The organism is Agaribacterium sp. ZY112 (assembly GCF_041346925.1).
Classification (GTDB): domain Bacteria; phylum Pseudomonadota; class Gammaproteobacteria; order Pseudomonadales; family Cellvibrionaceae; genus Agaribacterium.
On record NZ_CP166840.1, the window covers coordinates 2,123,356 to 2,150,246 of the forward strand.

General features: G+C 43.7%; 21 protein-coding genes. 17 read left to right on the plus strand and 4 right to left on the minus strand.

The features are described from left to right. The first annotated feature begins 14 nt into the window (after positions 1-14). The 16 genes from ribF to AB1S55_RS09440 all read left to right on the plus strand — a co-directional run bounded on the left by ribF (position 15) and on the right by AB1S55_RS09440 (position 20,390). Positions 15-974, plus strand: a complete 960-nt coding sequence (gene ribF, locus AB1S55_RS09365; RefSeq protein WP_370981546.1) for a bifunctional riboflavin kinase/FAD synthetase — start codon at positions 15-17, stop codon at positions 972-974. Positions 975-988: 14 nt separating this feature from the next. Next, positions 989-3,790 (plus strand): isoleucine--tRNA ligase, encoded by a 2,802-nt coding sequence (gene ileS / locus AB1S55_RS09370; RefSeq protein WP_370981547.1) that lies wholly within the window; start codon positions 989-991, stop codon positions 3,788-3,790. Continuing rightward, on the plus strand, positions 3,777-4,298 hold the full coding sequence (lspA, locus tag AB1S55_RS09375) for a signal peptidase II (RefSeq protein WP_370981548.1): 522 nt from the start codon (positions 3,777-3,779) through the stop codon (positions 4,296-4,298). The genes ileS and lspA overlap by 14 nt, the downstream gene beginning before the upstream one ends. A 181-nt stretch (positions 4,299-4,479) precedes the next feature. Beyond that, on the plus strand, positions 4,480-5,097 hold the full coding sequence (locus AB1S55_RS09380) for a GspH/FimT family pseudopilin (RefSeq protein ID WP_370981549.1): 618 nt from the start codon (positions 4,480-4,482) through the stop codon (positions 5,095-5,097). Continuing rightward, complete coding sequence (pilV, locus tag AB1S55_RS09385) at positions 5,091-5,564, plus strand: type IV pilus modification protein PilV (protein WP_370981550.1); 474 nt, start codon at positions 5,091-5,093, stop codon at positions 5,562-5,564. Before AB1S55_RS09380 ends, pilV (AB1S55_RS09385) begins: the two co-directional genes overlap by 7 nt. Continuing rightward, entirely contained in the window at positions 5,561-6,700 is a 1,140-nt protein-coding gene (locus AB1S55_RS09390) for a PilW family protein (RefSeq protein WP_370981551.1), read from the plus strand. The genes pilV (AB1S55_RS09385) and AB1S55_RS09390 overlap by 4 nt, the downstream gene beginning before the upstream one ends. After that, complete coding sequence (locus AB1S55_RS09395) at positions 6,697-7,350, plus strand: PilX N-terminal domain-containing pilus assembly protein (RefSeq protein ID WP_370981552.1); 654 nt, start codon at positions 6,697-6,699, stop codon at positions 7,348-7,350. Before AB1S55_RS09390 ends, AB1S55_RS09395 begins: the two co-directional genes overlap by 4 nt. Positions 7,351-7,363: 13 nt before the next feature. Continuing rightward, positions 7,364-11,764 (plus strand): pilus assembly protein, encoded by a 4,401-nt coding sequence (locus AB1S55_RS09400; protein ID WP_370981553.1) that lies wholly within the window; start codon positions 7,364-7,366, stop codon positions 11,762-11,764. Positions 11,765-11,769: 5 nt separating this feature from the next. Further along, positions 11,770-12,219: a type IV pilin protein gene (locus tag AB1S55_RS09405; RefSeq protein ID WP_370981554.1), complete on the plus strand. Its 450-nt coding sequence runs from the start codon at positions 11,770-11,772 to the stop codon at positions 12,217-12,219. Between the two features lie 113 nt (positions 12,220-12,332). Then, positions 12,333-13,460, plus strand: a complete 1,128-nt coding sequence (locus AB1S55_RS09410; RefSeq protein WP_370981555.1) for a DUF1513 domain-containing protein — start codon at positions 12,333-12,335, stop codon at positions 13,458-13,460. A 164-nt stretch (positions 13,461-13,624) separates the two neighbouring features. Further along, positions 13,625-14,182, plus strand: coding sequence for a GspH/FimT family pseudopilin (locus tag AB1S55_RS09415; RefSeq protein ID WP_370981556.1), 558 nt, complete (start codon positions 13,625-13,627; stop codon positions 14,180-14,182). Further along, the gene (gene pilV, locus AB1S55_RS09420) at positions 14,173-14,685 is read left to right on the plus strand and encodes a type IV pilus modification protein PilV (RefSeq protein ID WP_370981557.1); all 513 of its coding nucleotides are present in this window, start codon (positions 14,173-14,175) and stop codon (positions 14,683-14,685) included. The genes AB1S55_RS09415 and pilV (AB1S55_RS09420) overlap by 10 nt, the downstream gene beginning before the upstream one ends. Continuing rightward, positions 14,682-15,725, plus strand: coding sequence for a prepilin-type N-terminal cleavage/methylation domain-containing protein (locus tag AB1S55_RS09425; RefSeq protein WP_370981558.1), 1,044 nt, complete (start codon positions 14,682-14,684; stop codon positions 15,723-15,725). Before pilV (AB1S55_RS09420) ends, AB1S55_RS09425 begins: the two co-directional genes overlap by 4 nt. Before the next feature lie 16 nt (positions 15,726-15,741). Further along, complete coding sequence (locus AB1S55_RS09430; RefSeq protein ID WP_370981559.1) at positions 15,742-16,344, plus strand: PilX N-terminal domain-containing pilus assembly protein; 603 nt, start codon at positions 15,742-15,744, stop codon at positions 16,342-16,344. Between the two features lie 7 nt (positions 16,345-16,351). Then, positions 16,352-19,951, plus strand: coding sequence for a pilus assembly protein (locus tag AB1S55_RS09435; protein ID WP_370981560.1), 3,600 nt, complete (start codon positions 16,352-16,354; stop codon positions 19,949-19,951). A gap of 10 nt (positions 19,952-19,961) precedes the next feature. Beyond that, entirely contained in the window at positions 19,962-20,390 is a 429-nt protein-coding gene (locus tag AB1S55_RS09440; protein WP_370977747.1) for a type IV pilin protein, read from the plus strand. A gap of 10 nt (positions 20,391-20,400) precedes the next feature. Here AB1S55_RS09440 and AB1S55_RS09445 read toward each other — a convergent pair whose 3' ends face one another. From AB1S55_RS09445 to AB1S55_RS09455, 3 genes are all read right to left on the minus strand, one after another. After that, positions 20,401-20,928, minus strand: a complete 528-nt coding sequence (locus AB1S55_RS09445) for a GspH/FimT family protein (protein ID WP_370977748.1) — start codon at positions 20,926-20,928, stop codon at positions 20,401-20,403. A gap of 124 nt (positions 20,929-21,052) precedes the next feature. Beyond that, positions 21,053-22,447, minus strand: coding sequence for a sigma-54-dependent transcriptional regulator (locus AB1S55_RS09450; protein ID WP_370977749.1), 1,395 nt, complete (start codon positions 22,445-22,447; stop codon positions 21,053-21,055). A gap of 3 nt (positions 22,448-22,450) precedes the next feature. Beyond that, positions 22,451-24,049, minus strand: coding sequence for a PAS domain-containing sensor histidine kinase (locus tag AB1S55_RS09455; protein ID WP_370977751.1), 1,599 nt, complete (start codon positions 24,047-24,049; stop codon positions 22,451-22,453). Positions 24,050-24,123: 74 nt separating this feature from the next. Here AB1S55_RS09455 and AB1S55_RS09460 point away from each other — a divergent pair, with 74 nt between their 5' ends. Beyond that, complete coding sequence (locus AB1S55_RS09460) at positions 24,124-25,755, plus strand: NAD+ synthase (RefSeq protein ID WP_370977752.1); 1,632 nt, start codon at positions 24,124-24,126, stop codon at positions 25,753-25,755. A gap of 96 nt (positions 25,756-25,851) precedes the next feature. Here the strand turns inward: AB1S55_RS09460 and AB1S55_RS09465 are convergent, their stop codons facing one another. Then, positions 25,852-26,799, minus strand: coding sequence for an outer membrane protein assembly factor BamD (locus tag AB1S55_RS09465; protein ID WP_370977753.1), 948 nt, complete (start codon positions 26,797-26,799; stop codon positions 25,852-25,854). Positions 26,800-26,891 lie beyond the last annotated feature (92 nt).

The window sequence follows — 26,891 nt, forward strand, 5'->3', positions numbered from 1 at the left end:
TGATAGTGGTAAGAATGGCAGTGGTGGACTTTTATCGTGGTATAGACAGTATGCGCAAGGCGTGTGCTGGCGCCCATGTTGTCACCATCGGCGCGTTTGATGGTGTGCACCTTGGCCATCAGCAGTTGTTGATGGCTGCACGTGCTAAAGCCTCAGCTTTAAGCCTGCCTTCTTTGGCTATTGTTTTTGAGCCTCAGCCAAATGAGTTTTTTCAGAAAGAGCGGGCTCCGGCACGGTTGATGCGCCTGCGTGAAAAAGTGAGTGCAGTGGCTGAAGTAGGTATAGACGCAGTATTGTGCCTGAAGTTCGATGCGCGTTTAAGGGCTTTAAGCGCAGAGCGTTTTGTCGAGCAAGTGTTGCTGGATGCAACTCAGTGCAAAGCATTAATTGTCGGTGATGACTTTCGCTTTGGCTGTGATAGGTCAGGTGATTTTGAGTTTTTACAGCAGCAGGGACGTAAGCTGGGTTTTGAGGTGGCCGATACCGAAACGCATGAACACGCTGAGGAGCGGGTCAGCAGTACACGACTGCGCAGCCTATTGGCAGAGGGGCAGCTAGCGTCGGTTAAGGCCTTACTCGGTCGACCTTATAGTAATTGTGGGCGAGTGAGTTATGGTCAGCAATTGGGGCGTAGCATTGGTTTTCCGACCGCTAATATTGCACTGGCGCGTAGAAAAGTCGCCTTGGAGGGCGTCTTTGCGGTGCTGTTAGAGCACAATGGCTGTGTTTATAACGGGGTTGCCAACGTTGGTTCAAGGCCGACTGTTGATGGTATAAATAAAGCCAAGTTAGAAGTCTATGTGCTTGATAAAACCTTAAATTTATATGGCGATTTTGTGCGTGTTAGCTATATGAAAAAAATCAGGGATGAAAAGAAATTTTCAGGCATCGATGCGTTAAAACAACAAATCGCTGTCGATGTTGAACAGGCTAGAGCATTCTTTGCTTCAGCTGAAACCGAACTAAATATGTAGATATTATTGGCCTTATGACCGATTACAAGCAAACTTTAAATCTTCCTAAAACCAGCTTTGCTATGAAAGCTAACTTGGCTCAGCGCGAGCCGCAAATGCTTAAAGCTTGGAATGAGAAAAAACTCTACGAAAAAATTCGTAAAGCCCGTGCCGGTCGTGAGCAGTTTATTTTGCATGATGGCCCTCCTTACGCAAACGGCGATATTCACATCGGTCACGCGGTTAATAAAATCCTTAAAGATATTATTGTTAAAGCTCGGACTTTAAGTGGTAAAGATGCGCCTTATGTGCCCGGTTGGGATTGTCATGGTTTACCAATTGAGCACAATGTTGAAAAGAAAATTGGCAAGGCGGGCGTTAAGGTTGATCACAAAACCTTCCGTAATAAGTGTCGTGATTACGCAGCTAAACAAGTTGCAGGCCAATTAAAAGACTTTGTTCGTTTAGGTGTGCTTGGCGAGTGGGATCAGCCATATTTGACCATGGATTTTCTTACTGAGGCTAACATTGTTCGCTCGCTTGGAAAGATTGCTGAAAACGGTCATCTGCACAAAGGTTTTAAACCCGTATATTGGTCTGTGGTGGGCCGCTCTGCTTTAGCTGAAGCCGAAGTTGAGTACCAAGATAAAACATCATTTAGTATCGATGTTAAGTTCGCTGTGGCTGATGAAGCCGATTTGACTTCTCGTATCGAGGGTTTGACCGGAACAGGAGCCGTTAGTATTGTTATTTGGACAACAACACCTTGGACTCTGCCTTCAAACCAAGCCGTTAGTTTAAATCCTGAAATAGACTACCTTGTGCTACAAGTGGGGGATGAGCGTTTGCTCATGGCTGAGGCTTTACACGAAGCTGTGCTTAAACGCAGTGGTATTGAGAGCTTTGAGGTTGTTGGTCGCTGTGTTGGCTCCGTGCTTGAAAACTTAGTCCTTCAGCATCCTTTTTATGACAGAAAAGTACCTGCTATTTTGGGTGAGCATGTTACAACGGATGCGGGTACGGGCTGCGTTCACACGGCACCTGATCACGGTATGGATGACTTTGTTGTAGGTAAGAAATACAACATTGGCACCTTAAATTATGTTGATGAGGGCGGTATCTATCGCGATAGCGTAGAAATCTTTGCGGGTGAGCATGTTTATAAAGTCGATGATAAGGTCATTGCTTTATTGGAAGAAAAGTCGGCTCTGCTGCATCAAGAAAAGTTTGTGCATAGTTTTCCTCATTGCTGGAGAACAAAAACACCATTGATTTTCCGTGCGACACCTCAGTGGTTTGTCAGCATGGAGAAAAATAATTTATTGGCTCAGGTAAAAGATTCTGTTGATGGTGTGCAATGGATACCTGACTGGGGCGAAATGCGAATTCGTTCTATGCTCGATTCCAGCCCAGACTGGTGTGTAAGCCGTCAGCGCACCTGGGGCGTACCCATTTGTTTATTTGTACACAAAGAAAGCCAAGAGTTGCACCCCAATACCCCTGAGCTGATCGAGAAAGTTGCCTTATTGATTGAAAAAGAAGGCATGGATGCTTGGTTTGATCTTGAAGCAAGTAGCCTACTTGGTGATGAGGCCGATAATTACAGCAAGGTTGTTGATACCCTGGATGTTTGGTTTGATTCAGGGGTGACTCATTTCAGTGTATTAAAACAGCGGGATAATTTGCGTTACCCCGCTGATTTATATTTGGAAGGGTCGGATCAGCATCGTGGCTGGTTCCAAAGCTCCTTGAAAACGGCCATAGCCATTAATGGTAACGCCCCATATAAACAAGTCTTAACTCATGGCTTTACTGTTGATGCCGACGGTAAAAAAATGTCGAAATCCATTGGCAATACCGTTAGCCCACAAAAGATTTGTAATGATCTTGGTGCAGATGTGTTGCGTTTATGGGTAGCGGCGACAGATTTTAGTAACGATATGAGCGTGAGTGATGAGATCTTAAAGCGCACAGCAGATTCGTATCGACGTATTCGAAATACTGCGCGTTTTATGCTGTCTAACTTAAGTGGTTTTAATCCAGAGACGGATTTGGTCGACAACAGTGAGCTGGTTGCTTTGGATCGCTGGGCGGTAAGTCGTGCGGCTAAATTGCAAAAAGAAATTCTAGAGTGTTACGAGAATTACAACCTACATCAAATTTATCAAAAACTTCACAATTTCTGTGTTGTTGATATGGGCGGCTTTTATCTCGATATCATTAAAGATAGGCAGTACACAGCTAAAGCCGATGGCTTAGCCCGACGCTCAGCGCAAACCGCCTTGTATCAAATTAGCCACGCATTTGTGCGCTGGATTGCACCGATTCTTTCGTTTACTGCAGATGAGATTTGGCAAGCGTTACCTGGTTATCAGGGAGATGAAGTCTTTATTCAAGAGTGGCTTGAGCTTCCAGAGCTTGCTGATGACGAGCAGCTCAATGATGAGCTTTGGGCAAAAGTAGCAGCCGTTAAAACGGCAGTGAATAAAGCGCTTGAAGAGAAGCGAAGTGCGGGTGAAGTGGGTAAATCACTGGAAGCTGAAGTAGAGCTTTATTGTGATGACGAGTTGAGCTCGGCACTGTCTCTTTTGGGGGATGAGCTGCGCTTTGTTTTGATCACTTCTCAAGCCTCACTTAATGCTCTAGCTGATGGCTCCGATGCTGAAGAAACAGAACTGGCAGGGCTTAAGTTAACGATTCGTAAAACGCAAGCGGCAAAATGTGTACGTTGTTGGCACCATCGAGAAGATGTAGGTGCCAATGTTGAGCATAAAGAGATCTGTCAGCGCTGTGTCGACAATATAGAAGGTGAGGGCGAGAAGCGTGAGTTCGCCTAAACCGGCAAGCATAAGCACCGACAAATCTAAGCTTCTGCCGTGGTTGTGGTTTGCCATCGCGGCGCTTGTTATTGTGCTTGACCAGTGGACAAAAATGGCGGTGAGCGCAAGCTTTGCTTATGGTGAGCGCTTAGAAGTTATCCCATCGTTGTTTAATCTAACTCTGCGCCATAACTACGGTGTCGCTTTTAGCATTTTTGATCAAGTGGGCGGGGGGCAGCGTTGGCCTCTCTCTGCTCTAGCCGCAGTTGTGAGTATTGCGCTTGCGATATGGATTTGGCGTATAGGCGGCAAAGCAGGCTTCGAGGTTACAGGCTTAAGCTTGGTGCTTGGTGGTGCCCTTGGTAACCTTTACGATCGCGTAGCCTATGGTTACGTCGTCGACTTTATCGAATTTTACTGGGGAACAGCTTACTTCCCTGCGTTTAATATTGCCGATTCAGCTATCTGCGCTGGAGCGGCTTGCCTTTTGTTGGATGCTTTTTTATCGCGTTCTCAGCATAAGTAATAAGCCTTAATACTTTCTTGTTATGGGCGTTTTGTGACGCCCTTCCTTTGCCTTATCTCTTGCCGCCGTTTATCTCCCTGGCGTTCCTCTTATCCGTGTTTATAGGCAACTTTGCTATAGGTCGACTAAGTTTTACTTAGCGGCTTTGGGCCGTTTGATCGACTGGCCAGCGGAGATGTACATGAGTTGTAAAGCTCAAGAGCAAGGATTTAACTTAATAGAGCTGTTAATCACGATGACAATGGCGGCTATTTTATTGTCTATCGCCATCCCCTCTTTTTCTCATATGCTCAAAAAGCACCGAGTTCTTAGTGATCAGCGAGCGCTGCAAGCCGAGCTTAGTACAGCGCGTGCGTTAGCAATTGAAACTAATACCGTTGTGACTATTTGTGCCAAATCGGCATCAACATTAACTTGCAATGGCAGCGATGACTGGTCGGAAGGCTGGCTGGTTTTTATCGATGACGGCAGTGGTACAAGTTCAGCTAATTCCGCTAATGGTGTCTTAGATGGCACTGAAGAGCTAATCCGTGTTTATGAAACCAAAGCTAATAACAGTATTGTGCTTATGGATGAGCCAAGCGGTGATGACGTTAAAACTCTGAGCTTTAATCAACGTGGTTATTTATATTCCATTAACAATGACGAGCAGCAAACGTTTTTATTTTGTGAGCCAGATAAAGACAGTAAATATGCTCGAGCCATTTTTGTAGAGCTTACAGGGCGCGCATTAGCTTCGCGAGATAGTGATAACAATGATGTTCATAATGATCTAAGTGGGGGGGATTTCTCATGTTAGAGAATAGGTCATTTACCGGCTTGAAGTTACAGGCTGGAGCAGGGCTTATTGAGGTAATGGTTGCTGTATTAGTGCTGGGCATTGGCTTACTTGGTCTTATGAACTTGCAAAACCGTTCTCTGCAGTTAAATCAGCAGGCTTATCTTTATAGCCAAGCCAGTAATCTTGCTTGGGACATTATGGAGAGGATGGGAGCAAATTCAGCAGTAGCGGATAGCTATTTACTCGATTATGGGGCAGCGGTGACGGCCTCTACAGACTGTACCAGCACAAATTGCAGTGCAGAGCAGTTAGCTCAGTGGGATCAAGCTCAGTGGTTAATAGACTTAAATAAGAGCCTACCTCTAGCTGAAGCGAGCATTACCCAGGCAGTAGGCTTGCGAGAATATACGATAAGTATCCGTATGGATGTTGAGCGTAAAGGCGAGGGTGAATTAGAGCAGCTAGATATAGGCTTTAGATTATGAATCGATTGAATCAACGCGTATGCAGTGGGCTCTCATTAGTTGAATTATTGGTAGCGATGGCCATTGGTCTATTTATTGTTGGTGGCGTGGTCAGTGTTATGTCTGACAGTAAAGAAGCCTATATTTATGAGCAAGAGATTACTTACCTTCAAGAAAATGCTCGCTTTGCTGTTGATGAGTTTGGTTATGAGATTCGTTTAGCTGGCTATTTTGGTTGTAATCGTAATGGCTCATTGACTAATACCTTGAATGCAACGGATGACGATGCTGATTGGATGTTTCAAACCAATGGCATTCGAGGTTATGAGTCATCAGATTCTAATTTACCTACTGAGATGAGTTCAATCTTAAGTGGTACCGATGCCCTGATTGTTAATCGAGGAGAGCAGGATGACAGTACTCAAGTTGCTTCTCATACGCCGTCATCGGCAACCATACACTTAACGGGAAGTCAGCCATTTAATAAAGGTGAAATTCTCGTCATAGCCAACACTGACTGTAGTCAAATGTCGGTGTTTCAAGTTACAGGCCCCAATTCAAATAACCCTGCTCATATAAATCATGCTAAAAGCAACAGTATGGTTCCGGGTAACTGTAAAAAAGCGTTGTCTGCCACTAATAGTGGTGGTGCTTATAGTTGTGGAGGGCCAAATGAGCCAGCTAATAACGTTAGTGGTGTGACTTATGGGCCGGGGTCGGCTCTATTGAAATTTAAAACCTCGGGTTATTTTGTTGGTACGTCATCGGTTTCTGGTTTGCCAACTCTTTATCGAGTGGTTCTGAAGGAGGGCTCTTCCTCGGCAACGACCATTGCGCAAGAGTTTTTACCGAGCGTTGAAAATATGCAGGTGGTTTATGGGGTCGACAATAACCCTACAGATAGTGACTGCGTGGTAGATCGTTATTATTCAGCAGATCAAATAACGGTTAATGAGGCAACGTCTGCTACAGGCTGGGTTGGTTGGGATCGTGTGCTTACTGCTCGAGTGGTATTGATTCTTCGTTCTAAGAATCAAGTCTACCCGAAAGATACTAAAACAGATTTGGGCGCTGGTTATACCTATGAAGACCGCTATTTGCGTCAGCGTGTAAGCTCTACTGTGTCATTGCGTAATCGCACGGAGGCCTGCTCATGATTTTGAAAAATACGCAGTTAATGTTAAGTCAGCAGAAAGGTGCGACCTTGATTGTTGCCTTGATTATTTTACTGGTCATGACCTTATTGGGTATGTCTAGTATGCGTAGCACTAATACCCAATTAAAAATGGTGACTTATAATCAAAATCGTTTACAAGCTTTTAAACTAGCTGAGTCTGCTTTGGAGTGGGTAGAAGATGATTTTGGCTTAAATGGTCATAGCATTAATGCAGTGCAAGATTGTACAACTGATAGCGCTAGCTGTTTTGGGTCTACTTGTTTGGGTGGGCTTTGTTTTAATGGGAATTACTTGTCTGCGAATGCAACCTATAACGAGCCTCATGAATGCGCCTTAAGTACGGTGAGTCCTCCTTTGCAGCCCTACTGGGTGCGTAGTGATTTAAGTGTTTGGCAAACTAGCTCTCGTCATAAAACGGTTAATATTTCAGGCTACCCCGGTTTTTCTGACCCTAAATATATTGCAGAGTTTTTATGTTATAGCGATTTAGATGCAAACAGTGCATTACTTTGTGCATCTGGATCACCAAATAACTGCATCGCACTTTACCGATTTACTGTTCTCGCAGAAAGCCGAGATGCAAAGTCTCGAGTTATGCTGCAATCTGTCGCTCGTGTTCCTGCAATTTAGTGGGGGAAATAAAATGAAGATTACATGTTTTAAAAGAATGTTAGTGGCTGGTGTTTTTTTTAGTTCTCATTTGTTGGGTGCTAATGCTTACTCTGGGTCAGCTAGTGCTTCAGATTTCTCCGTTATTCCTCCATTTTTGGTGGATACTACAGACCCCTTTGTCATGATTAGCTTGTCGGTAGAGTTAACTCAACAAGAGAATGCTTATACAGATAGCTCCGTTGGTTATTACGATGAAAGCCTTAAACACAGCGCCTGTTATGATTTGATAAATGTTGACATCGATGATGATGGATCAACGGAAACAGTAGGTGTGTGCTATGACCCTGATTTTAGTTACATCGGCTATTTCGATTCTAATAAGTGTTATGTTTACAACAAAACTGATTTTTCATCTGATACTAATACAGAGCAAGATGCTATTGGGCCTTATCGAGGTGATGGTCATGGGCAGGCGACTCAACCACAACCTCATTATTTTAAGCCCGTAGGTTTAACAAATGATAAACACGAGTGCAGTGGTGAGTTTAGCGGTAATTTTTTAAATTGGTCAACGATGACAGCTCTCGATCAGTTCCGTCGTGCTATGACAGGTGGTTCTCGGCTGGTTGATACAATTGGCCCCTCCGCACAAACATTATTAACACGAACCCATCGTTATGGAGATTGGAAATTTAGAACTAAAGCCATTAGCAAATCGGGTTTAACAAGTTCAAATTCGGATGGTAGTCGTACATTCATAGTTGACCCATCTACAGTTACTCCTTTTTCTAGTGCTGCATTGGTAAGTGTTGATAACGGAGGGAATTACGCTAATAGAGTTCGTTTTTATGATGATAAAGGTGTTTCTCTGGGGGAATACAATGTCATTGTTGAGGTATGTAACGACAGTATTGGTATTGAAGAGAACTGTGAGGAATATACTAATGGTAATGACATTTGGTACAAGCCTGAAGGTGTGATGCAGCGTCATGCAGAGCAAATGCGTTTTGCTTTAACCAGTTATAGTGCTCAAGATGGGCGTGCTCGTAACGGTGGGCTTTTACGAGCAAATGCCAAGCATATTGGTTATTTAAGACCAGATGTTAATGGCGATTTAGAAGTTAACCCTGAAGCTGAAGTTAATCAATATGGGCAGCTTGTCTTTGATCCTGATGGTTTACAAAATGTAGGTCAGGGGATTAATAATAGCGGTATTCTTAATTACATAAATAGTTTTGGTTTGGGGCCTGAAAGGTACAAAGGTGCGGATCCAGTTGCTGAATTATTTTATGAAGGCCTTCGCTATATTAAGGCTTTAGGGCCAACACCGGAATATAGTGGTGCCAGTGGCTCTTTGTTGGCGCTTACTAATGATCAAAAAGATAACTTTCCTGTTATAAATTCCTCTTCAGATTGGGTTGATCCTGTACTGGATTCTTGCCAGCCTAATTATATGGTAGCGGTTGGGGATCAATTTGCTCATGCTGATCATAACCTTCCCGGTACAAGTATAACGGGAGGACAGAGCGTGCCAACAGGAGAGCCATCAAATGCTGATAGTGACATTAATGTAGATGCAGAAACAGATACTATCGGTACCTTAGAGAATTTCCACTCGGGAAGCTTGGGAAGTACTACTCGCGGTAGAGATAATAATGGTTGGTATGTTGCGGGCTTAGCGTATTACGCTAATACCAATGATGTGCGTAGTGATTTTGACGGTGTACAGAGCGTTCGAACTTTTTTTGTTGATACCCAAGAATATAAAACTAATCCTCCAATGAGGGAAGAAAACCCACTTTGGATGGCTGCAAAATATGGCGGTTTTGTCGATGAAAATGATGATAATGACCCTAATAATGGCGTAGCCCCAAAAGGGAATCGAAATAGTGCAGATCCAAGTAGCTCTGATTATTGTGGTTCGACTGATGAGTGGGATGCTAATGGAGACTGTGAGCCGGATACTTATACTTTAGCGAATCAGCCAGCCTTGCTGGTAGAGGGGTTAAATGATGTATTTAATTCAGTAGCGGCACATTTACGAGCAAGCTCTGCTGCGGGGGTTATTGCCAATACTTCTGGTGGTGAAGCCATGGTTGTACAGGCTATGTACAAAGCTGAAGCCACTGATGACAGCGGAAACCAAGCAAAGTGGTTGGGTATTTTACATTCTTTATTTATTGATTCTTTCGGTAACGTTCGTGAAGACACGAAAGAGGACGGTGTATTAACTAATGACGATCGTGTTATTAAATTCACCATTCATGAGGCCGAAAATTATGCTACAGCCGATCTTTATACTACCTCAGATGGTGGTGAAACTGTCTCTGCATTACCGGTTGAAACAGATGTTAGTTTGGAAGATTTAAAAACTTTGTGGAATACACGAGACCAGCTTGCAGCCGTGAGTGACTACACTTCTCAGCGAGCTTATGATTCTCTTGCTGACACAGGGCGACATATCATTAGTGCAATCGATGCGGATTTTGATGGTCACATAAGGGCGTCAGAGGTCGTTGATTTTGATGATACGGTATTTACTGATGCCGGAGGTGTTTCAAATAATTTTCGTCTTTTAGGTTTGGATAGTGCGACAGGTAGTCGCGCTCAAGACTTAGTAAACTTTATACGAGGAGAGGAAGGTCTAAGTGGTGCTCGCTCTCGAACCTTAGATTACCTTGGGGACGGTATTCTTAGGCCATGGTTATTGGGAGATATTGTGACTTCTTCACCCGCTGTAGTTGGTGAACCCGATTCATCCGTAGAGTATTACAGTAAATATGGTGATGATAGTTATTTAGAGTTTCAACAGTATTATGAAGATAGACGGCATATGGTTTATGTTGGTGCAAACGATGGTATGTTACATGCCATAAATGGGGGGTTCTTAAAACACAGCTCTAGTGGTAATGGTTATGTAAAAAGCATTAGCGGAAAAGTTGCTCATCCTCTAGGCTCTGAATTGTGGGCTTATGTCCCGGCAAATGTTCTTCCTCACTTACAATGGCTTCCTAGTATCAACTATCCGCATGTTTATTATGTTGATGGTATTCCTCAAGTTTTTGAAGTAAATATTTTTTCTGATGACGCAGATCACCCTGGTGGGTGGGGAACTATTTTGGTTGTAGGTTTACGTTTTGGTGGAGCTCAAATAACCGTTGACCCGGATAGTGATTTTGATGTTGATACTAGTGATGATTATACATCAGGTTCTTCTTATGTGATTTTTGATATCACCAATCCAGAGAAAGAGCCTGTATTAATCTCTGAAATTACTCATCCTAATATGGGCTTTGCAACCACTAGGCCTGCTTTAGTTAAATCACGTACTCAAAATTCTAATGGGCAGTTTCAAAATAATGCTTGGCATTTGGTTTTTGGTAGTGGCCCTTATGGTAGTAATGACACTACCAGAGAGGAAGCTTTAAAGAGTGCGGTTAGTGATCAAACTGCAAAAATATTCGCCTTTGACTTACTTAATAAGTCTCTTGTTTCTTTTGGCGGTGTTGGGTATTTAGAGCTCAGTAGTGAGGTCACATCCTTTACTGGTGACTTTACTTCAGCTGACTGGGATGGGGACTTTGAAGATGATGAAGTTTATTTCGGAACGGTAAAAGGTACGATTTCTAGCCCCGAAGGTAGTTTAATGAAACTTAACCTTGGTAGTGGAGCTACACAAATAACATCGGCTACCGCTGCCAAAGTATTAAGTGATGTTAATAAGCCGTTTTCTGGTAAACCACATGTAATGGATATTGCTGGGGAGCAGTGGTTGTTTACAGGTACAGGGCGTTTTTATGTTCCTGAGGATAATCTTTCTACCGGTCAACAAGGTTATTACGGCATTTACCAACCACACGGTGCGACTCCGATAACAGAGGTGAACCTTGCGGATGTGGGAGACATCCATGTTGAGTTTAATGAAGGTAAAACCAATGGCCCTATTTATAATGGTTCTGGATCAACACCTACGATTAGTGTCGCTGGCACAACCTATAACCCTAACTCCTTTGTTGAGTTACGCAGTGCAATTAAAACAGGCCCCGGTTGGAGGTTTGAGTTTTCTGATAGCAAAGCAAAACATGCCGGCCAATCAGATAGCTCGGGCTTAAGTGTTGGTTTTACTGAATACATAGGTACGGGTGATCGCTGTGAGCCTTTTGGTGAAACAATGCTTAATTTGGTTCACTTTGGTACTGGTACCGCAGCGCCATTCTCTGCAACGGGTTTTCAAGATACCACTACTATATCAGGGAAAACACTTGCTAAAAAAAGCGAGTCGATTGCCGTTGGTTTTGTTCGTGATGTGAAATTTATTAAAGGTAAAACCGTAGTGCAAGGCGGTCTAGGGGATTTGACGGTTGTGCAGCCTCAAACCGCAGGTGCGGCAACGGGGCGTGTTTCTTGGCGAGAAATTATTATTAATTGGTAATACATATGTATAAGCAGAAGTTAGATAAAGGTTTTACCCTGATTGAGATGATGGTTGTTGTCGCTATTATAGGTATTGTAACTGCCTTTGCAGTGTCGAGTTATTCCAAGTCGGGTCAAAAAGCTAAAAGGGCTGATGCTAAGCAAGCGCTGCAAAATATAGCCTCGGAGCAAGAGAAATATTACTTTCGAGAAAATACGTATACGGATGATCTATCGGTATTAAATACAAGCAGTGACTCATCTAACGGATATTATTCGATATCTGTTAGTGTTACAGCAGCAGATACATCGTGTGCTTCTGACGGGGCTTGCTTTTTGCTAACAGCAACAGCCAAAACTACGGGGGCTCAAGCTTCGGACAGCTCTTGCAAAAGTTTCACCCTAGATAGTAGGGGAAGCCAGCTTGCCTATAACAGTTCTAGCACTCTAGACTCGGCTGGTGTTTGCTGGTAGATCTAAGCTCCATCTAAGATCAAATAAAAGCAACATCGCTCTTGCACTGATCTGTCGCACTCTGCACTATTTGAGTTTGCCGCTTTTATTTGTCTTCTTAGTTCGGAGCTTCCATGTTTTCACGTCGTCAATTATTAAACCGTTCCGCATATCTTCCACTGCTTGCTGTGTTGCCGTCGTGTACAAAACCACATGTCGTAGTTAAACCCAATATCTTAGTGGGGGGGGGGCAGTTTAGCGACCCTGATGGTAAGCACTTTGTTATCTCTACAGTTAAGTATGATCAGTTAAAACTTAATTTATGCCCCGTCGATTTTTTACCACATGGTTTCCATCGAAAGCCTATACAGAAAAATGTGATGGCTGTTTTTGAAAAAAAAGGCCCTGGCGCAGTTATTTTTGATATCGATGAAAATAAAGTTATACACAAGCTTTCACCTGAGAAGGGGCGCTTTTTTTATGGGCACGGAGCTTATACCGCGGATAGTAAAGAGCTTTTAAGCACAGAAACGATTTTAGATAGCCGAGAAGGGGTAATCGGCGTTCGTGACGGGGGGGATTTGAGTTACCTTGGGGAGTTTCCTTCGTATGGACAAGAGCCACATGAATGTAAGTTGATTGATTCGGGTAAGACGTTGGTTGTTACTAACGGGGGAGGTCCATTGGGAGGCTCTGCGCCCTGTGTGACATATATTGATGTAGCGAGTCAGAGGCTGCTTGAACGTATAGAGCTAAGTAATAAGAACTTGAATACGGGGCACTTTGCAATAAGCGAGCAAGGTGATTTAGTTGTGGTTAGCGCCCCTAGAGCGGGTTTAGGGGATAAGTTTGTTGGTGGTGTGAGCATTCGCAAACCGGGAGGGGTTTTAGAGACCAGGCAAGAGCCGGCGGTCGTAGCAGGGAGGATGTATGGTGAGGCCCTGAGTGTTGCTATTCATGATAAACAAGGTATTGCGGTGGCCACCCATCCTGATGGAGATATGCTAACGTTCTGGTCATTAGATGATGGAAGTTTATTGAGACTTATCGAGCTGGATCGCCCTAGAGGTGTGACTCTTAGTGTCGATAATAGTGAATTTATCGTGACCTATGGTGCGCAAGCAAGTGTTGCTCGTATTCCAGTTAGTAGCTTAATGCTTGATTCATCTTCAGTTTTAAACGCTTCATATTTGACGGGCTCGCATGTCTATAATTGGTCCCGCGCTATGCTCGAGCTAGGCTACCCAGGCCCTCTTATTTGATACGGCGTCACACTTTTTCTTGAAACTATCTAAGCGCTATTTCATTTGGTGTTCCTTTCAGTAAGCTAGCAACTTAAATGGCGCTTATTAACCATTTGTCGCTTTTAGTAACCTTACGTCATAAGCCCCTCCCTTTTAATTATTGGTCATGTAGAGTAGCGTCTATGAAAACTCATATATTACAAAACGGTCTAACCCTTCTCGAGCTTATAGTCGCTATGGCAGTTCTTGCGATTATTACATCTCTCGCCGCACCCGCAATGACAGGCATGATAAGAGGTAATGAGTTACGAGGAGATCTTAATACTCTTAAATCCTCTATTGCTTTTGCTAGAACCGAAGCGGTTAGCCTTAAAGAACAAGTAGCACTTTGTGCCACTACAGATGCGACAAGCTGTGCGACCAGTTCAGACTGGAGTGCTGGCTGGCTTATTTATGTTGATAAGAGTGGTGATGGTTTACTAACTACGGCGGATTGTGACCCCGTTGTAGATTGTATCTTGAGGGTACAACAAGGCCTTAATGGGCAAAATACACTGTATTCATCGGGCGCATATTTGGCTTTTGATAGCTATGGCGCTTTAGCTACAGGAAGCTTAAGTTCTTTGCGCTTATGTGCCGGTAATGCCCTTGCTTCAGGTGATGTGGATAACTCCCATGAGATTAGTGTTGCGTCTTCTGGCAGCGCAAGAGTGAAAAAGGGGGCTGCAACATGCTCGTAGTTCGAACACAGAAGAATCAGACAGGCGTTGCTTTAATCGAGAGTTTGATTTCTTTGTTTATTCTTGCGATTGGTCTGTTAGGCATTCTTGCAATGCAGGCCACGGGTATTAAAAGCGCTCAACGAGCTGAATACTCGAGCATGGTGCCCGTACTTGCTTCTGATATTGTCGATCGTATTTATGCCTACGATGATGTTGATGTTACTACGGATGACGATGCCTTTAACGCCATTAATACGGATTCAGTAGCGGCTCCACCTACTTGTCAAACGGCGGCTGCAGGCTGTACTAAAGAAGATCAAAAGAAGCTTATCGTTGGCCAGTGGGCCAATGAAGTGAAAAGTAACTTACCGATGGGGCGAGCAGATATTAGCCTTGCCGCATCAGGTTTGTATACCGTAACGATCATGTGGGACAACGATAATCTTCAGCCTACCGGAACAGCGTGTGGTGGAGATCCTGCTGTCGACTTGGCTTGTTATACCTTGGAGTTGCGCCTGTGAAGTATGAGCTATTACGCCAACAGGGTTTAACCCTTGTTGAGTTACTTGTCAGCTTAACTGTGTCCGCCTTTATTTTGGCGGGTGTCGTTCAGCTCTATGCGACCTCAAGTCAAAACTCAAGAACCTTTGAAGGCGCGGCGAGAATTCAAGAAAATGCCCGTTATGCCTTTACCCGTTTGGAGCGTGATATAACTCAAGCCGGTTCAGGTGGTTGTTTTGGTTTGATCAGTGCAGAAAGCCAAGGGCGTTTTGTTAATGCTTTAAAAAACAATGCGGCAAAAAACCAAGAATATGACTACGTTCATTATGTACTTGGAGATACGACCGATAATAGCGGCATTAATAACAGTGACAGTGTATTACTTAGGTATGCTGATAGAAGTAAGCGTATTCAAGTTACGGCTTACGATAATCTAGGTGAGCTGACTCTTGATAACACGGACCCAGATTTTTCAGACCTGAAACAGTTTGATGTTGTTTATGTTGCTAACTGTGTTCGCGCGGCGGTATTTATGATTACAAATGCCCCCTCCTCTAGTGATGGTATTGTTAATTTTGCTATTGGCACTGCCGCTAGCAGCGGTTTAAACAGTGGCCAAGAGAATGCTTCTCAGGATTTAAGCTTGGGGGACCATTTTGCATTAAAAATCTCTGCGAGCCAAACCAGAACGGCAGATGTGTCTTTACCTTACCTTTTTGCGGGTGAGTCACGTGCAAAGTATCAAGTTGAAAGTGGGCAGGCTGGTACTTGTTCTGCAAGCGCAGAACAAAATTGTGTATTGACCCGCAATGGTGAAGAGCTGGTTGAGGGTGTACATGATATGCAGGTTGAGTATGGCTGGCAATTAGCCAATGGCAACTTACGTTATGCAACGTGGGCTGATGTTGCAACGGCCGGCGCTGAATCCTTAATCGATCGAATTAAAGTTACTTTGAGTTTAAATTCGGTAGACCCTGCTCCGAGTCTTGATGGCTCCAAGTATATGGAAAAACAAATCTCACGCGTATTTATGATTCGTAATCAACTTCCCGTGTATTAATACTGAGCGAATAGTAATGATGGCTTTTAAACAAAAGGGTGCGACACTGGTTGTAGCGCTCATTATTTTACTTGTAATGACTTTTTTGGGTATAGCAACAATGCAAAGCTCAACTTTACAAGAGCGTATGGCTGCTAATGCAAGAAATCGTGTGCAAGCACAGAGTGCGGCAGAGTTTGCGCTAAAAACGGCGGAAAGTTATTTGCTAGCAAACCTTGCCAAAACAGATGATGTTAATTCTAAGTTTGATGGTACGAATGGTTTATACGCTGCTGTTGCTCGGCCTAATGATTCTGTTGCAGCCATTCCTGCAGCGACCGATTTAAATAAAGATTCAGCTTGGACAGCATCAAACTCTGTTACCGTTAATGGATTAACAAACAGCTCAAATAAAGCAGTAACAGCAAAAGACCCTCGATATGTTATTGAATATATTGGCAGGGGCAGCGTCTTAGGTGGTGGCACCAAGGCACTTAGCTTAAACGCTGGCGCTCAACAGGGGGATGTTGAGCCATTTTTCTTTCGTATTACAGCTATTGGTTGGGCGAAGGATGAAAAAATATATTCGGTATTAGAAAGTACCTTCCGTACAGGTTATGGCACAGGCTTTGTCTACTAGAGGACTTATGATGAATAAATACAGTAAATATGGTCTTACATTTTTATGTGCCTATTCGGTTCAAGCTCTTGCTAGTGTTGATGATGAACTTAGTGATTTACCTTTGTTCCTAGGTAATTCTGTCAAGCCTAATGTCCTATTTATAATGGATGATTCAGGCTCGATGGAAAATGAGATTATGCTTTCTCCTGGGGCCTATGCTAACAGCAGTTATAGTGGTCACAATGCAAGTGGTGCAGCCTTTGATCGAAATATTAAGGCTTGGCATAATTGGTATGGAAATAAATGGAAGTGGTGGGGTATGCCTACTTATGACCGGACCTACGCTGATCACGCAGATTTATTACGTTCCTGTGTTGGCTATAGTAGTCTAGCGTATAATCCGGATCTGACATACGAACCTTGGTATGGTTATACTGATGCGCCAATTACTGCTGCACCTTTATACCCTATTGGTAAGATGCATGATAATAAAACCTCTCAGGCGTATTATTATGCGAATGCGACGGTTAATTTAGAAGAAACACCTAGCCAAGGGGTGGATACCAATAACCCTTTAAAGCGTGGTTATGGTTATGTTCGCTGGGATGACGAGCCTAGTACAGGCACACCTGGTGTGTTTGATCCCGGTGAGTGTGGTGAAGGGACAATTTCTAATTGGAATAACCCTACTAATGCCAATATTGATAATGCTCACTTTGTACCTGTAAGTAGTATGACCGCAGAAGAGAAAACCAATTACGCCAATTGGTTTACTTATCATCGAAAGCGCCGTTTTTCGATGACGTCTCCAATGCTGGATATATTATCTGAGACCACTTTACGCGTTGGTGTTGCGACTATTAATAAGGCGAGTGATGTCGCTCTTGAAATTGATGACACTGTAGACTCTAACGGGTTGGATACTGGTCAAAGAGCTAAAGCTATTAATAGCATTCTGGAAGTAGGGCAGCAGAAATCAACCCCTTTACGTCGCCCTTTAGAAAATGCTGGCCGTTACTTTTCGGGTGAAAGCGTTGATTGGAATTTTATTGGCCCGACATCAAACCCCGGCAGCCCAATTTTAAGTAAGGCAGAGGGAGGTGAGTGCCAGCATAATTACACTATGTTATTGACCGACGGTTACTCTAATGAGGGAGGCAATACTCCTAGTGTAAATTATGGCAATAAGGATAAAAATGATACTGAGTACGGTGGTTACCCCTATGAAGATGACTACTCAAATACCATGGCTGATATTGCCATGTATTACTACTCAACGGACTTAGACACAAATTTAGACGGAAAAGTAAAATCTAAAAACCCTGAAGATCTAAATGAAGAGCAGCATATGGTGACTTATACAGTTGCCTTTGGTTTGGCGGGGAATATTACAACAGGCATGCCTGTACGTGATGAAAATGGTGCATGGACAAATGTTCCCACTTGGCCTAATGCGAACAACAATCTATGGGTTGGTGAGAAAAAAGCCTCTCTTGATGATCTTATGCATGCGGCTTTTAACGGTCGAGGGGATTTCTTATCAGCACTGAACCCAATTGAGCTTAAAGCTAGTTTAAATGAGGTGGTTGAAAGTATTTTAAGTAACTCCGAATTTAGTGCTGCGTCTATTGGTTTTAATTCAACAAACATTAGTGATGGGACTAAGCTGTATCAGAGTCGCTTTGAGCCTCAGAATTGGAGTGGTGATCTAGTCTCTTTCGACTTTTCTAGTGGTAACAGTATTGTATCGACTCAAGAGCCTGATCTGAAAGCGGGTGAAATACTTAGTGACCGAGTTGCAGATAAAGGGCATGCAGACCGTATTATCGTTACCCATAACGGTACCAAAGGCGTGCCTTTTACCTATGTAACCACAGGAGCTGATGCACTAAGTACAGCGCAAATAAATGATCTTGCCTATGGTGCGCCTGTAGATGATCCAGCTACAGGCGAGAATGAATACGATGACTATATGAACGCTATTGTTGCGTGGTTACGTGGCGACAATACAGATCCACAATTTCGTCAACGTAAAAATGGCTTTGTATTAGGAGATATCGCTCATTCAAGTCCGCAAATTGTTGGTAAACCAAGCGAGCCTTATCCTAATCATATTGAAAGTTCGTTAGCTCCTTATAGTACCTTTGTTAATGCCAATGCGGCACGTGAAAAGGTCGTCTATGTTGGTGCAAATGATGGTATGGTGCACGCCTTTAAAGCCGATACATTGGATGAGCTCTTTGCTTATATTCCCAGTCATCTTTATTCGTCTGAAACTGATAAAGGCTTACATTGGTTAGCCAACCCCAATTATACGCACAAGCCATATATTGACGGTACACCTACTACAGGTGATGTCTATATTGGCTCTGCTTGGAAGACCTACTTGGTAGGAGGGTTTGGCGCTGGTGCTAGAGGTATCTATGTGTTAGATGTAACGGACCCTGCGTCTTTTACTTCTGAAGCATCCGTTGCCTCAAAAATAGTGATGGAGTTTACGGATGATCAGTTAGGTTATACCTTTGCTCGCCCTCAAATTGCTAAGTTAAATAATGGCGAGTGGGTGGCTATTTTTGGCAACGGCTATGCAAACGATCATGTCAGTGCTGATGGTATAGCCTATTTGTATATTCTTTATTTGGATGGCCATGAAGGTGCAGGTACAAGTGGGCCTTCCTTTAGGAAGATCTCAACCAAAACGGGGCCGGCAACAGGTACAGATTGTAAAGAAATTGCAGATTGTAATGGCCTCTCATCTCCCACCTTGATTGATTTAACTGGGGATGCCAAAGTCGATAGGGTGTATGCTGGTGATCTTTGGGGCAATATGTGGGCCTTTGATTTAAGTGATAGCGACCCAACTAAGTGGGCCGTTGCACACAGCGATGCAACCAATCAACCTATGCCGTTTTTCGTTGCTTGTTCTGGTGTTGATGCTGCTAGTAGTATTGATCCTACAACAGGACGTTGCCTCTCTACTACTCGTCAGTCAATTACTGTGGAGCCAGCTATTGTTGGTCATGCAGAAAAAAATTCACTAGGAACTAAACCAAATACGTTTGTTATGTTTGGTACGGGCACTTATTTGACTCAAAATGATATTAATAATACCCAACAGCAGAGTTTTTATGCTGCCTGGGATGCAGGGGCGGCGATTGATAATCTGGCGAAACCCTTAAATCGCTTTTCAAATCTGCAAGAGCAGGTAATTACTGAAGACGCTAAAGGTTATAGAACGCTCAGTAAAAATAACGTGAATTACAATACTCAGTATGGCTGGTATATGAACTTGCCAGACTCTGGTGAGCGTTCAGTTATTACTCCTGTGGCTGCTGGCGAGTTAATTCTTTTTGCAACCTCGATTCCAGAAAGTGCTGCTTGTTCTGAAGGTGGTTCGGGGCATCTGATGGCGGCTTCTATTTTTGAAGGCCAAACACCGCCGTTTCAAGTTTTTGATGTCGACCCTGATCAAGCGTCGGTAGCGATTGATCAGCTACCGGTTGGTACCAGCTTTATAGATAATAAAACAGTGGTGCCAGATGCCTCTGGAGGTATTCAGTCTATTAATACCAAGGTCTCTAAAGAAGCACTTTCTCGCCGAGTAAACTGGTCTATCATCCGCTAAGAGTATGTATATGATTAAAGTAAGTCGTGGTTTTACCCTGATAGAGCTAATGATTGTTGTGGCTATAATCGGCATTATTAGTGCTTTTGCTATACCTGCTTATAATAAGCAGGTTATGCGAGGTAAAAGGGTGGATGCGAAAGCATTTTTATTGGATATCGCAAGCCGTCAAGAGAGGCTCTACACGGAAAAAATTAGCTATAGTTCTACGCTTTCTGACTTAGGTTTAAGTGCTGCTACCAGCCCTGAGGGGCATTATTCAGTAGCCGTGAGTGTTACACCCAGCGGCTGTAGCCCTTCCACAACAAAGTGCACTTATTATAAGTTGACTGCAACAGGGCCCTCTAACGATGCAGAGTGCTTAACCCTTACTTTTGATAGCTTAGGGGGCAAGGGATATACTGGCTCAGCTTCAAGCTATGACCAGTGCTGGCGTTAGTGTTTTATGCTTAAGAGCATTTGTCGAGTATGTGGGAGCCAAGGGCTTTACGTACTCGGCCACTTCTATAAATGATCAGTTGTTGCTTTTCTTTTTCTTCAATATCGCACCAATAAAAACGCCCGCTTTGGTAGATTGTTGTGCCTAGATAGTCGTAGCGAATAAATTCTTTTTGGCCAAAACTTTTCCATACCACTTGTCGTGAATGGCGAAACCCATCGCTTAGTAGTAAAAGTGCTTCGTTATTGTCTCGCCTTTCATTGGCATTTGTATCCGCAAATATCATTCTCTGTTGAGACCAGTCATTAACACAGTCTTGCTGATTTATGCTGGGGCAGAGTAAGGTATGTGTATGGCTACTGACCGCATGTATACGAGCATAGTTTAGCTCGTGCTGTAAGGCATTAAGGTCCGTTCTTGCTTGATTCTTTCTAATAAGTTCAGAGAAACTAGGTATTGCAATACTTAGTAGTAGTGAGCTGATTAGCAATGTTATTAGTAGCTCAAACATGCTAATAAAACCCTGTAGCTGTTTCATAACTCCTCCTTGAGTACAAAAACAGTGAGCGGCATTCTTAGCTTTAGTATTAGCTAGTGGGTTAATGTATGCGAGTGGTGTTTGTCGCTAATTTGTGTGAGCTAAAGCTTACAAAAATGTTTAGTTAGTCATCGTCGCTGTTGTCTAAGCCTAGTTTCTTTAAGCGATAACGAAAACTGCGGAAACTAATGCCTAGGGTTTTAGCCGCATTGGTTTTATTCCAGCGGTCTTTTTCTAAGGCTTCGTGTAATATTTCTTTCTCTATTTCCTCTAGGTACGCATCAATAGAGCCATACTCTAAGACGGTTTTAAGTAAATTATTATTAGCCGTGTTTTGTAGGTTGTTTACGCTTTCTTCTGGGCTTTGATGCTGCAGTTGTAGATCTTCGACTCCAATAGAGCTGTTTTCACACAAAGTGAATGCGCGCTCTAGGATATTTTCTAGTTCTCTGACATTGCCTGGGAAGCTGTAGGTTTTTAATTTGGCTAAAGCCTCAGGGTTTATGCGTGTATAAGAGTCACCTAAGTCGCTGTCGAGCCTTTGTAATATGTGTTGAATTAAGGCTCCAAGGTCGTCCAAACGCTTACGTAAAGGAGGTACATCAAGCTGTATGACATTTAGGCGATAGAATAAATCTTGGCGAAATTCACCCTTTTCAACGAGCGTGTGCAAGCCTTTGTGTGTGGCGCTTAAAATTCGAACGTTAACGGACACTTCACTTTGTGTTCCCACAGGGCGAACGGCTTTTTCTTGGATGGCGCGAAGTATTTTTACTTGCATAGATAAGGGCAGGTCGGCGACTTCATCTAAAAATAAAGTGCCACCGTTAGCGGCTTGAAACAAACCTTCGCTGTCTCGGTGAGCCCCAGTAAAAGCACCTTTTTTATAGCCAAAAAACTCACTTTCTACCAATTCCGAAGGGATAGCTCCGCAGTTCACTGGGATAAAGGGTTTGTCTGCTCTGGGCCCAAGTTTATGAATGGCCCGGGCTACCAGCTCTTTACCGCTTCCAGATTCTCCGCTGATATAAACAGGGGCTTGAGATCGGGCTAATTTGCTGATTGTTTGTTTGAGCTTGGTGACAGCGGGGGAGTTACCTATGATGTCTACTTGTGCATCTAGCTCACTACAGTTTTTCTCTTCTAATTGACTAGAGCTTACTGCTGAATCGACGAGTGTGCGTAGGTCTTTTAAATCGACAGGCTTGTTTAGAAAATCAAAGGCACCGGCTTTCATGGCTTCAACGGCTGTGTCCATATTGCCGTGAGCGGTAATCACTGCGATGGGTAGGGTAGACAATTTTTCTTGCACAAAACGTACGATATCAAGCCCGCTACCATCGGGTAAGCGCATATCGGTTAAGCAGATATTGTAGGTTTTACCCGATTTTAGGTAGCTAATGGCTTCATTAAAGTCTTTTGCAGTATCGCAGTCTAAGCCCATTCGCATTAAGGTTAGGCTTAACAGTTCTCGAATATCAGGTTCGTCGTCAATAATCAGGGCGTGTAAAGTTGTCATGGTCTAGCGCATACGTTGGTAATGAGAGAAGTCTATACGAAAGCAGCTTTGCTTGTTATTGCGTTGATAGCTTAAGTTAGCGTTGTTTATTTCGGCAAGCTCTTTGCTAATGTATAGCCCAAGGCCGGAGCCTTTATCTTCCGTAGTGTAAAAAGGCTCAAAAATGATGTTTTGTTTATCTTCTGATATTCCACCACCAACATCAATAACTTCAATATAGGCTTTTTCGTCGTTGTTCATCACATTAGCGTGTATTTCAACCTGGGCCTTACCGGTTTCAATTTGGCTATGGCGTAGGCCGTTATCTACCAGGTTAGATAGAATTTGGCTTAAGTGGGTTGGATCAAATTTGGTTAATAACTGACTTGAGTGGACATGAAGGTCGATAGAGCCTTGATTGTGGGCTTGGTTGTCATTAATAAAGTGGGGCAACCAAGTAGCAAGGTTAAGTTGCTCGGGGCTAGGCTCTTTACGGCGGCTGAGATCTAGCGTGTTTTCGATTATTTCATTTACCCGAGCGCTGTTGTTGAGAATAATCTCCGTCATTCTCTGTTCGGCTTTGGGCAGAGCTTCTGACTCGTTGAGCAGTTGGGCGGCATGGGAGAGTGCACCTAGTGGGTTTCGTATCTCATGGGCGATGCTTGCTGTTAAGCGACCAAGTGAGGCGAGTTTAAGTTGCTGAGCATGCTGCAAAACATTGCCGTAATCTTCAATATAAAAGATGGTTTGTTCTTCATTCTCCCCCATGTTGAGATAGGCGTTGCTAATGCGAAGCTTCCTATTGCCGCTGTCACTAATAATGGTGAAGTTTTTATTTTCTTTTAATGATTGAAGGTGCTCTAGTAAAGGGGTGAGCTTAGGGATATCCGTTATATATCGGTGATAGGTACGCTCGCTTTCACTCATTTCAAATAGCTGCTTGGCTGAGCTGTTCATTAACTCAATACGTTTGTCGTGGCCAATAACAAGGATGCCGGTTTGCATACGAGTGACGATGCTCTGAGCCGTTTCTTGCAGGTTTCTAAGGCGCCTACTTTGTTGTTCAGCCTCAGTATTTTGTTGTTGTAGCTTATTGGTAAGGTAAGAAAGAGCAAAGGTTACCGCAAATAAGAGTAGGCCAAGTAAGCCTGCACTAAATATGTTTTTACTTAAGCCGTTAGTTCCATTGTGTAATAACCAAGTATCAACAAGCAGGGTTATGCTCATTGTGGCTGCGTATGCAAAAGCAAACTGACGCTTTAGGAACATGCTGGTCATGGCGGCGCTAATAAGTAATAAAAAGGGCAGGCCGCTTTCCATACCGTTACTGGCATGAATGAGTATAAATTGAGCAATAATGTCTGTGCTTAATAAAAAGTGTAAGTAACGCGGCTTTTTATAGAGTGTTCTGCTTGGCGAAATAATGAGGCTAAGTAGTACCAGTCCAAGGTAGCCGAGGCTTGTCCACTGATAGATGTTTTTATGGTGAGAAGCGAGAACATTATCTGCAACGCCCATAAAAAACATGACAAACAGCAAGCATGCGACTACAAGGCGGTAATAAAGGTAGACCTGTATGGTTTGTATTGTGTGTCCGCTGTATTTGAACGTTTTGGCGTCCATGTGCATCCTTTTTGCTTCATTATCGACTTTAGAGGACAATAGCAGCCCGTTAAATTTTGGAGTTATCCTGCTTTATGTCCAAGCTCAATATCGCCCTTGCACAATTGAACCCTCTCGTTGGAGATATCGATGGTAATGCCCAATTGGTTTTACAGGTGGCGCGAGACATCTTAGCAGAGAAGCCTTGTGACTTAGTTCTTTTTCCTGAATTGACCCTCTGTGGCTATCCACCGGAAGACCTACTGCTCCGAGACAGCCTCGAAGGTCGTATTCAGCGAGCTTTAGATTTACTCAAAGCCGCTAATTTACCCTGTGCTTTGATCGTAGGTTATCCTAAGCGGAGTGCTGGGGGGCTGTTGAATGTCGCCGGTATTATCTATGAAGGTAAGTTGCTGTTTGAATACGCCAAGCGCTGTTTACCTAACTATCAGGTGTTTGATGAGAAACGCTATTTTGTCCCCGGAGAAGGTAAGGCCGAATTCGATTTTAAAGGCCATCGTCTGGCTTTAAGTGTGTGCGAAGATATTTGGGATGGCCGTCCTCTTGAGGAGCTTTGTGCCGAAAGCATTGATCTTGTGTTGAATCTAAATGCCTCTCCTTTCCATCAAGGAAAGCAAGCTGAGCGGGAAAGTTTGGTTAAAAAGCGTGCGCAGGCAATTGGGGCGCCTATTGTCTATGTTAATCAGGTAGGTGCTCAGGATGAGTTGGTTTTTGATGGTGGTTCCATGGCTGTCAATGCGGACGGTTCTCTTGTTGCTCGCTCGCCATTGTTACGTGATGATGTTATTCACGTGAGTCTTGAGGCAGGTTCTCTACACACCGAGTCGACAAATAGTATTGATGCACGTTATGCCAATGACCATCTTGCAGTCACTTATGATGCCCTTGTTGTTGGCGTGCGAGATTATGTCAATAAAAACGGCTTTAAAGGTGTGGTCCTGGGTTTAAGTGGTGGTATTGATTCAGCTTTGACCTTGGCGATTGCCGTGGATGCCTTAGGTGCGGATAGAGTTCAAGCGGTGATGATGCCGTTTCGCTATACCTCTCAAATGAGTAAAGATGATGCCTCTGAGCAGGCGCGTCGTATGGGCGTTAAGTATCACAGCATTGGTATAGAGGGCATTTATGAAAGCTTTATGCAGAGCTTAGGGCCTGTATTTGAAGGCTCTGCAGTCGATAAAACAGAAGAAAACTTGCAGGCTCGGAGCAGGGGCGTTCTATTAATGGCGATCTCTAATAAGCTCGGTTATCTTGTGCTGACAACGGGTAACAAAAGTGAAATGTCTGTAGGTTATGCCACTTTATACGGCGATATGGCGGGTGGTTTGGATGTACTCAAGGATGTACCTAAGATACAGGTCTTTGAGCTTAGTCGTTTTCGCAATACCCGCGAAGAAGTGATTCCAGAGAATGTCATTACCCGTCCGCCTTCGGCTGAGTTGGCGCCTGATCAGGTCGATTCAGATTCTTTACCACCTTATGAAATACTGGATGAGGTTCTGCGCCTTTACGTTGAAGAAGATCAAAGCGCCGAAGCGATTATTGGTCGTGGCTTTGATGCTGTAGATGTAAGACGAGTGCTGAGAATGGTGGATATTAATGAGTATAAGCGTCGCCAGGCTCCGGTAGGCATTCGTATTACTAGGCGAGCCTTTGGGCGAGACCGCCGTTATCCAATTACAAACGGCTGGAAGATTGGTGATTAAACATATAAAAGGCTAACCCAAGGTTAGCCTTTTATATTTGCCTTAGTCCGCTTTGAAATCGATTTTCCTTGATATCAAGAGCTTTTGATAGAGACTTTAGGATGCAGGAGGCGTTAGTGCTGGGCTGTTTTCACTTTGCTCTTTATTTTTTAGATAGTAAGGGTTGTACTGCTTTCGTGTATCAAACTTAATTGTTGGGCGTTTATCAAAAATCCCAAAGGTCACATAACTGACCCAAGAGCGGCCTTGAGCGCTACCGTATTGGTAGTCAAAGCCACCATTTTTTAGTGCGGGGTAGTCAGGGTAGTTTAGGTTTAATACCTTAATCGCATCTTCAGATAAGGGCTGCATGTCAATCAAGTGGTAGGCTTGAGCCATTGTTGCCAAGCCGTCAGGTACAGCAGGCGTGCCTTGCATGTTTTCAACTACCCAGCGTCCGCGATTAGCAGCGGCTAAATAAGCCCCTCGTTTAAAATAATAGTTGGCAACATTGATTTCTCCACGAGCCAAGGTATTACGTAAGAAGATCATACGTTTTTCAGCATCTAATGCATAAGGGCTTTGCGGGTAATTATTTAAGAGCTCAGAGAAGTGGTGGAAGCTTTCTTTGGCTGTGCCTGGGTCACGTAAGGTAGTGTCGACAGGGAAAAATGAAGAAAACACAGAATCGTTATAAAAGCTCGAGATACCACGCATGTAATAGGCGTAATCAACATTGCGGTGCTGGGGGTGTAGGCGAATAAAGCGCTCTGAGGTTATTAGGGCTGCCTGAAACTCCCCAGCCTTATAATACGCATAGATAAGTTCTAGTTGAGCTTGCTCGGCGTAAGTGCCAAAAGGGAAGTTCTCCTCTAAAGCTTGCAAGGTTTCTATGGCTACTTGCCAGCTAGAGTTTTCCATATGGTGCTGGGCGCGCTCAAAGACTTCTTGCTCTGTGCCCCGGCCGTAGTCCTCAGTGGTACTGCAGCTAGTTAAGAGAGTGGCGCAAAAGCTTAGCCATAAAAGTGTGCGGACAATCGGGTTTGAACTTAGGTATGTAGGCATTCTAGAATCAACGCTTGTAATCAACTTGTTGGCGGCGCATCATGCCGCGCTATATGTCGCTGTGTTCTGGCCCGCACAGGCGGTAAGAACAA

Bases quoted from the DNA above. Each gene is read 5' to 3' on its own strand.
- ribF (WP_370981546.1), top strand. From the start codon at position 15: ATGGCAGTGGTGGACTTTTATCGTGGTATAGACAGTATGCGCAAGGCG.
- ileS (WP_370981547.1), top strand. From the start codon at position 989: ATGACCGATTACAAGCAAACTTTAAATCTTCCTAAAACCAGCTTTGCT.
- AB1S55_RS09380 (WP_370981549.1), top strand. From the start codon at position 4,480: ATGAGTTGTAAAGCTCAAGAGCAAGGATTTAACTTAATAGAGCTGTTA.
- pilV (WP_370981550.1), top strand. From the start codon at position 5,091: ATGTTAGAGAATAGGTCATTTACCGGCTTGAAGTTACAGGCTGGAGCA.
- AB1S55_RS09390 (WP_370981551.1), top strand. From the start codon at position 5,561: ATGAATCGATTGAATCAACGCGTATGCAGTGGGCTCTCATTAGTTGAA.
- AB1S55_RS09395 (WP_370981552.1), top strand. From the start codon at position 6,697: ATGATTTTGAAAAATACGCAGTTAATGTTAAGTCAGCAGAAAGGTGCG.
- AB1S55_RS09400 (WP_370981553.1), top strand. From the start codon at position 7,364: ATGAAGATTACATGTTTTAAAAGAATGTTAGTGGCTGGTGTTTTTTTT.
- AB1S55_RS09405 (WP_370981554.1), top strand. From the start codon at position 11,770: ATGTATAAGCAGAAGTTAGATAAAGGTTTTACCCTGATTGAGATGATG.
- AB1S55_RS09410 (WP_370981555.1), top strand. From the start codon at position 12,333: ATGTTTTCACGTCGTCAATTATTAAACCGTTCCGCATATCTTCCACTG.
- AB1S55_RS09415 (WP_370981556.1), top strand. From the start codon at position 13,625: ATGAAAACTCATATATTACAAAACGGTCTAACCCTTCTCGAGCTTATA.
- pilV (WP_370981557.1), top strand. From the start codon at position 14,173: ATGCTCGTAGTTCGAACACAGAAGAATCAGACAGGCGTTGCTTTAATC.
- AB1S55_RS09430 (WP_370981559.1), top strand. From the start codon at position 15,742: ATGATGGCTTTTAAACAAAAGGGTGCGACACTGGTTGTAGCGCTCATT.
- AB1S55_RS09435 (WP_370981560.1), top strand. From the start codon at position 16,352: ATGATGAATAAATACAGTAAATATGGTCTTACATTTTTATGTGCCTAT.
- AB1S55_RS09440 (WP_370977747.1), top strand. From the start codon at position 19,962: ATGATTAAAGTAAGTCGTGGTTTTACCCTGATAGAGCTAATGATTGTT.
- AB1S55_RS09445 (WP_370977748.1), bottom strand. From the start codon at position 20,928: ATGAAACAGCTACAGGGTTTTATTAGCATGTTTGAGCTACTAATAACA.
- AB1S55_RS09450 (WP_370977749.1), bottom strand. From the start codon at position 22,447: ATGACAACTTTACACGCCCTGATTATTGACGACGAACCTGATATTCGA.
- AB1S55_RS09455 (WP_370977751.1), bottom strand. From the start codon at position 24,049: ATGGACGCCAAAACGTTCAAATACAGCGGACACACAATACAAACCATA.
- AB1S55_RS09460 (WP_370977752.1), top strand. From the start codon at position 24,124: ATGTCCAAGCTCAATATCGCCCTTGCACAATTGAACCCTCTCGTTGGA.
- AB1S55_RS09465 (WP_370977753.1), bottom strand. From the start codon at position 26,799: ATGCCTACATACCTAAGTTCAAACCCGATTGTCCGCACACTTTTATGG.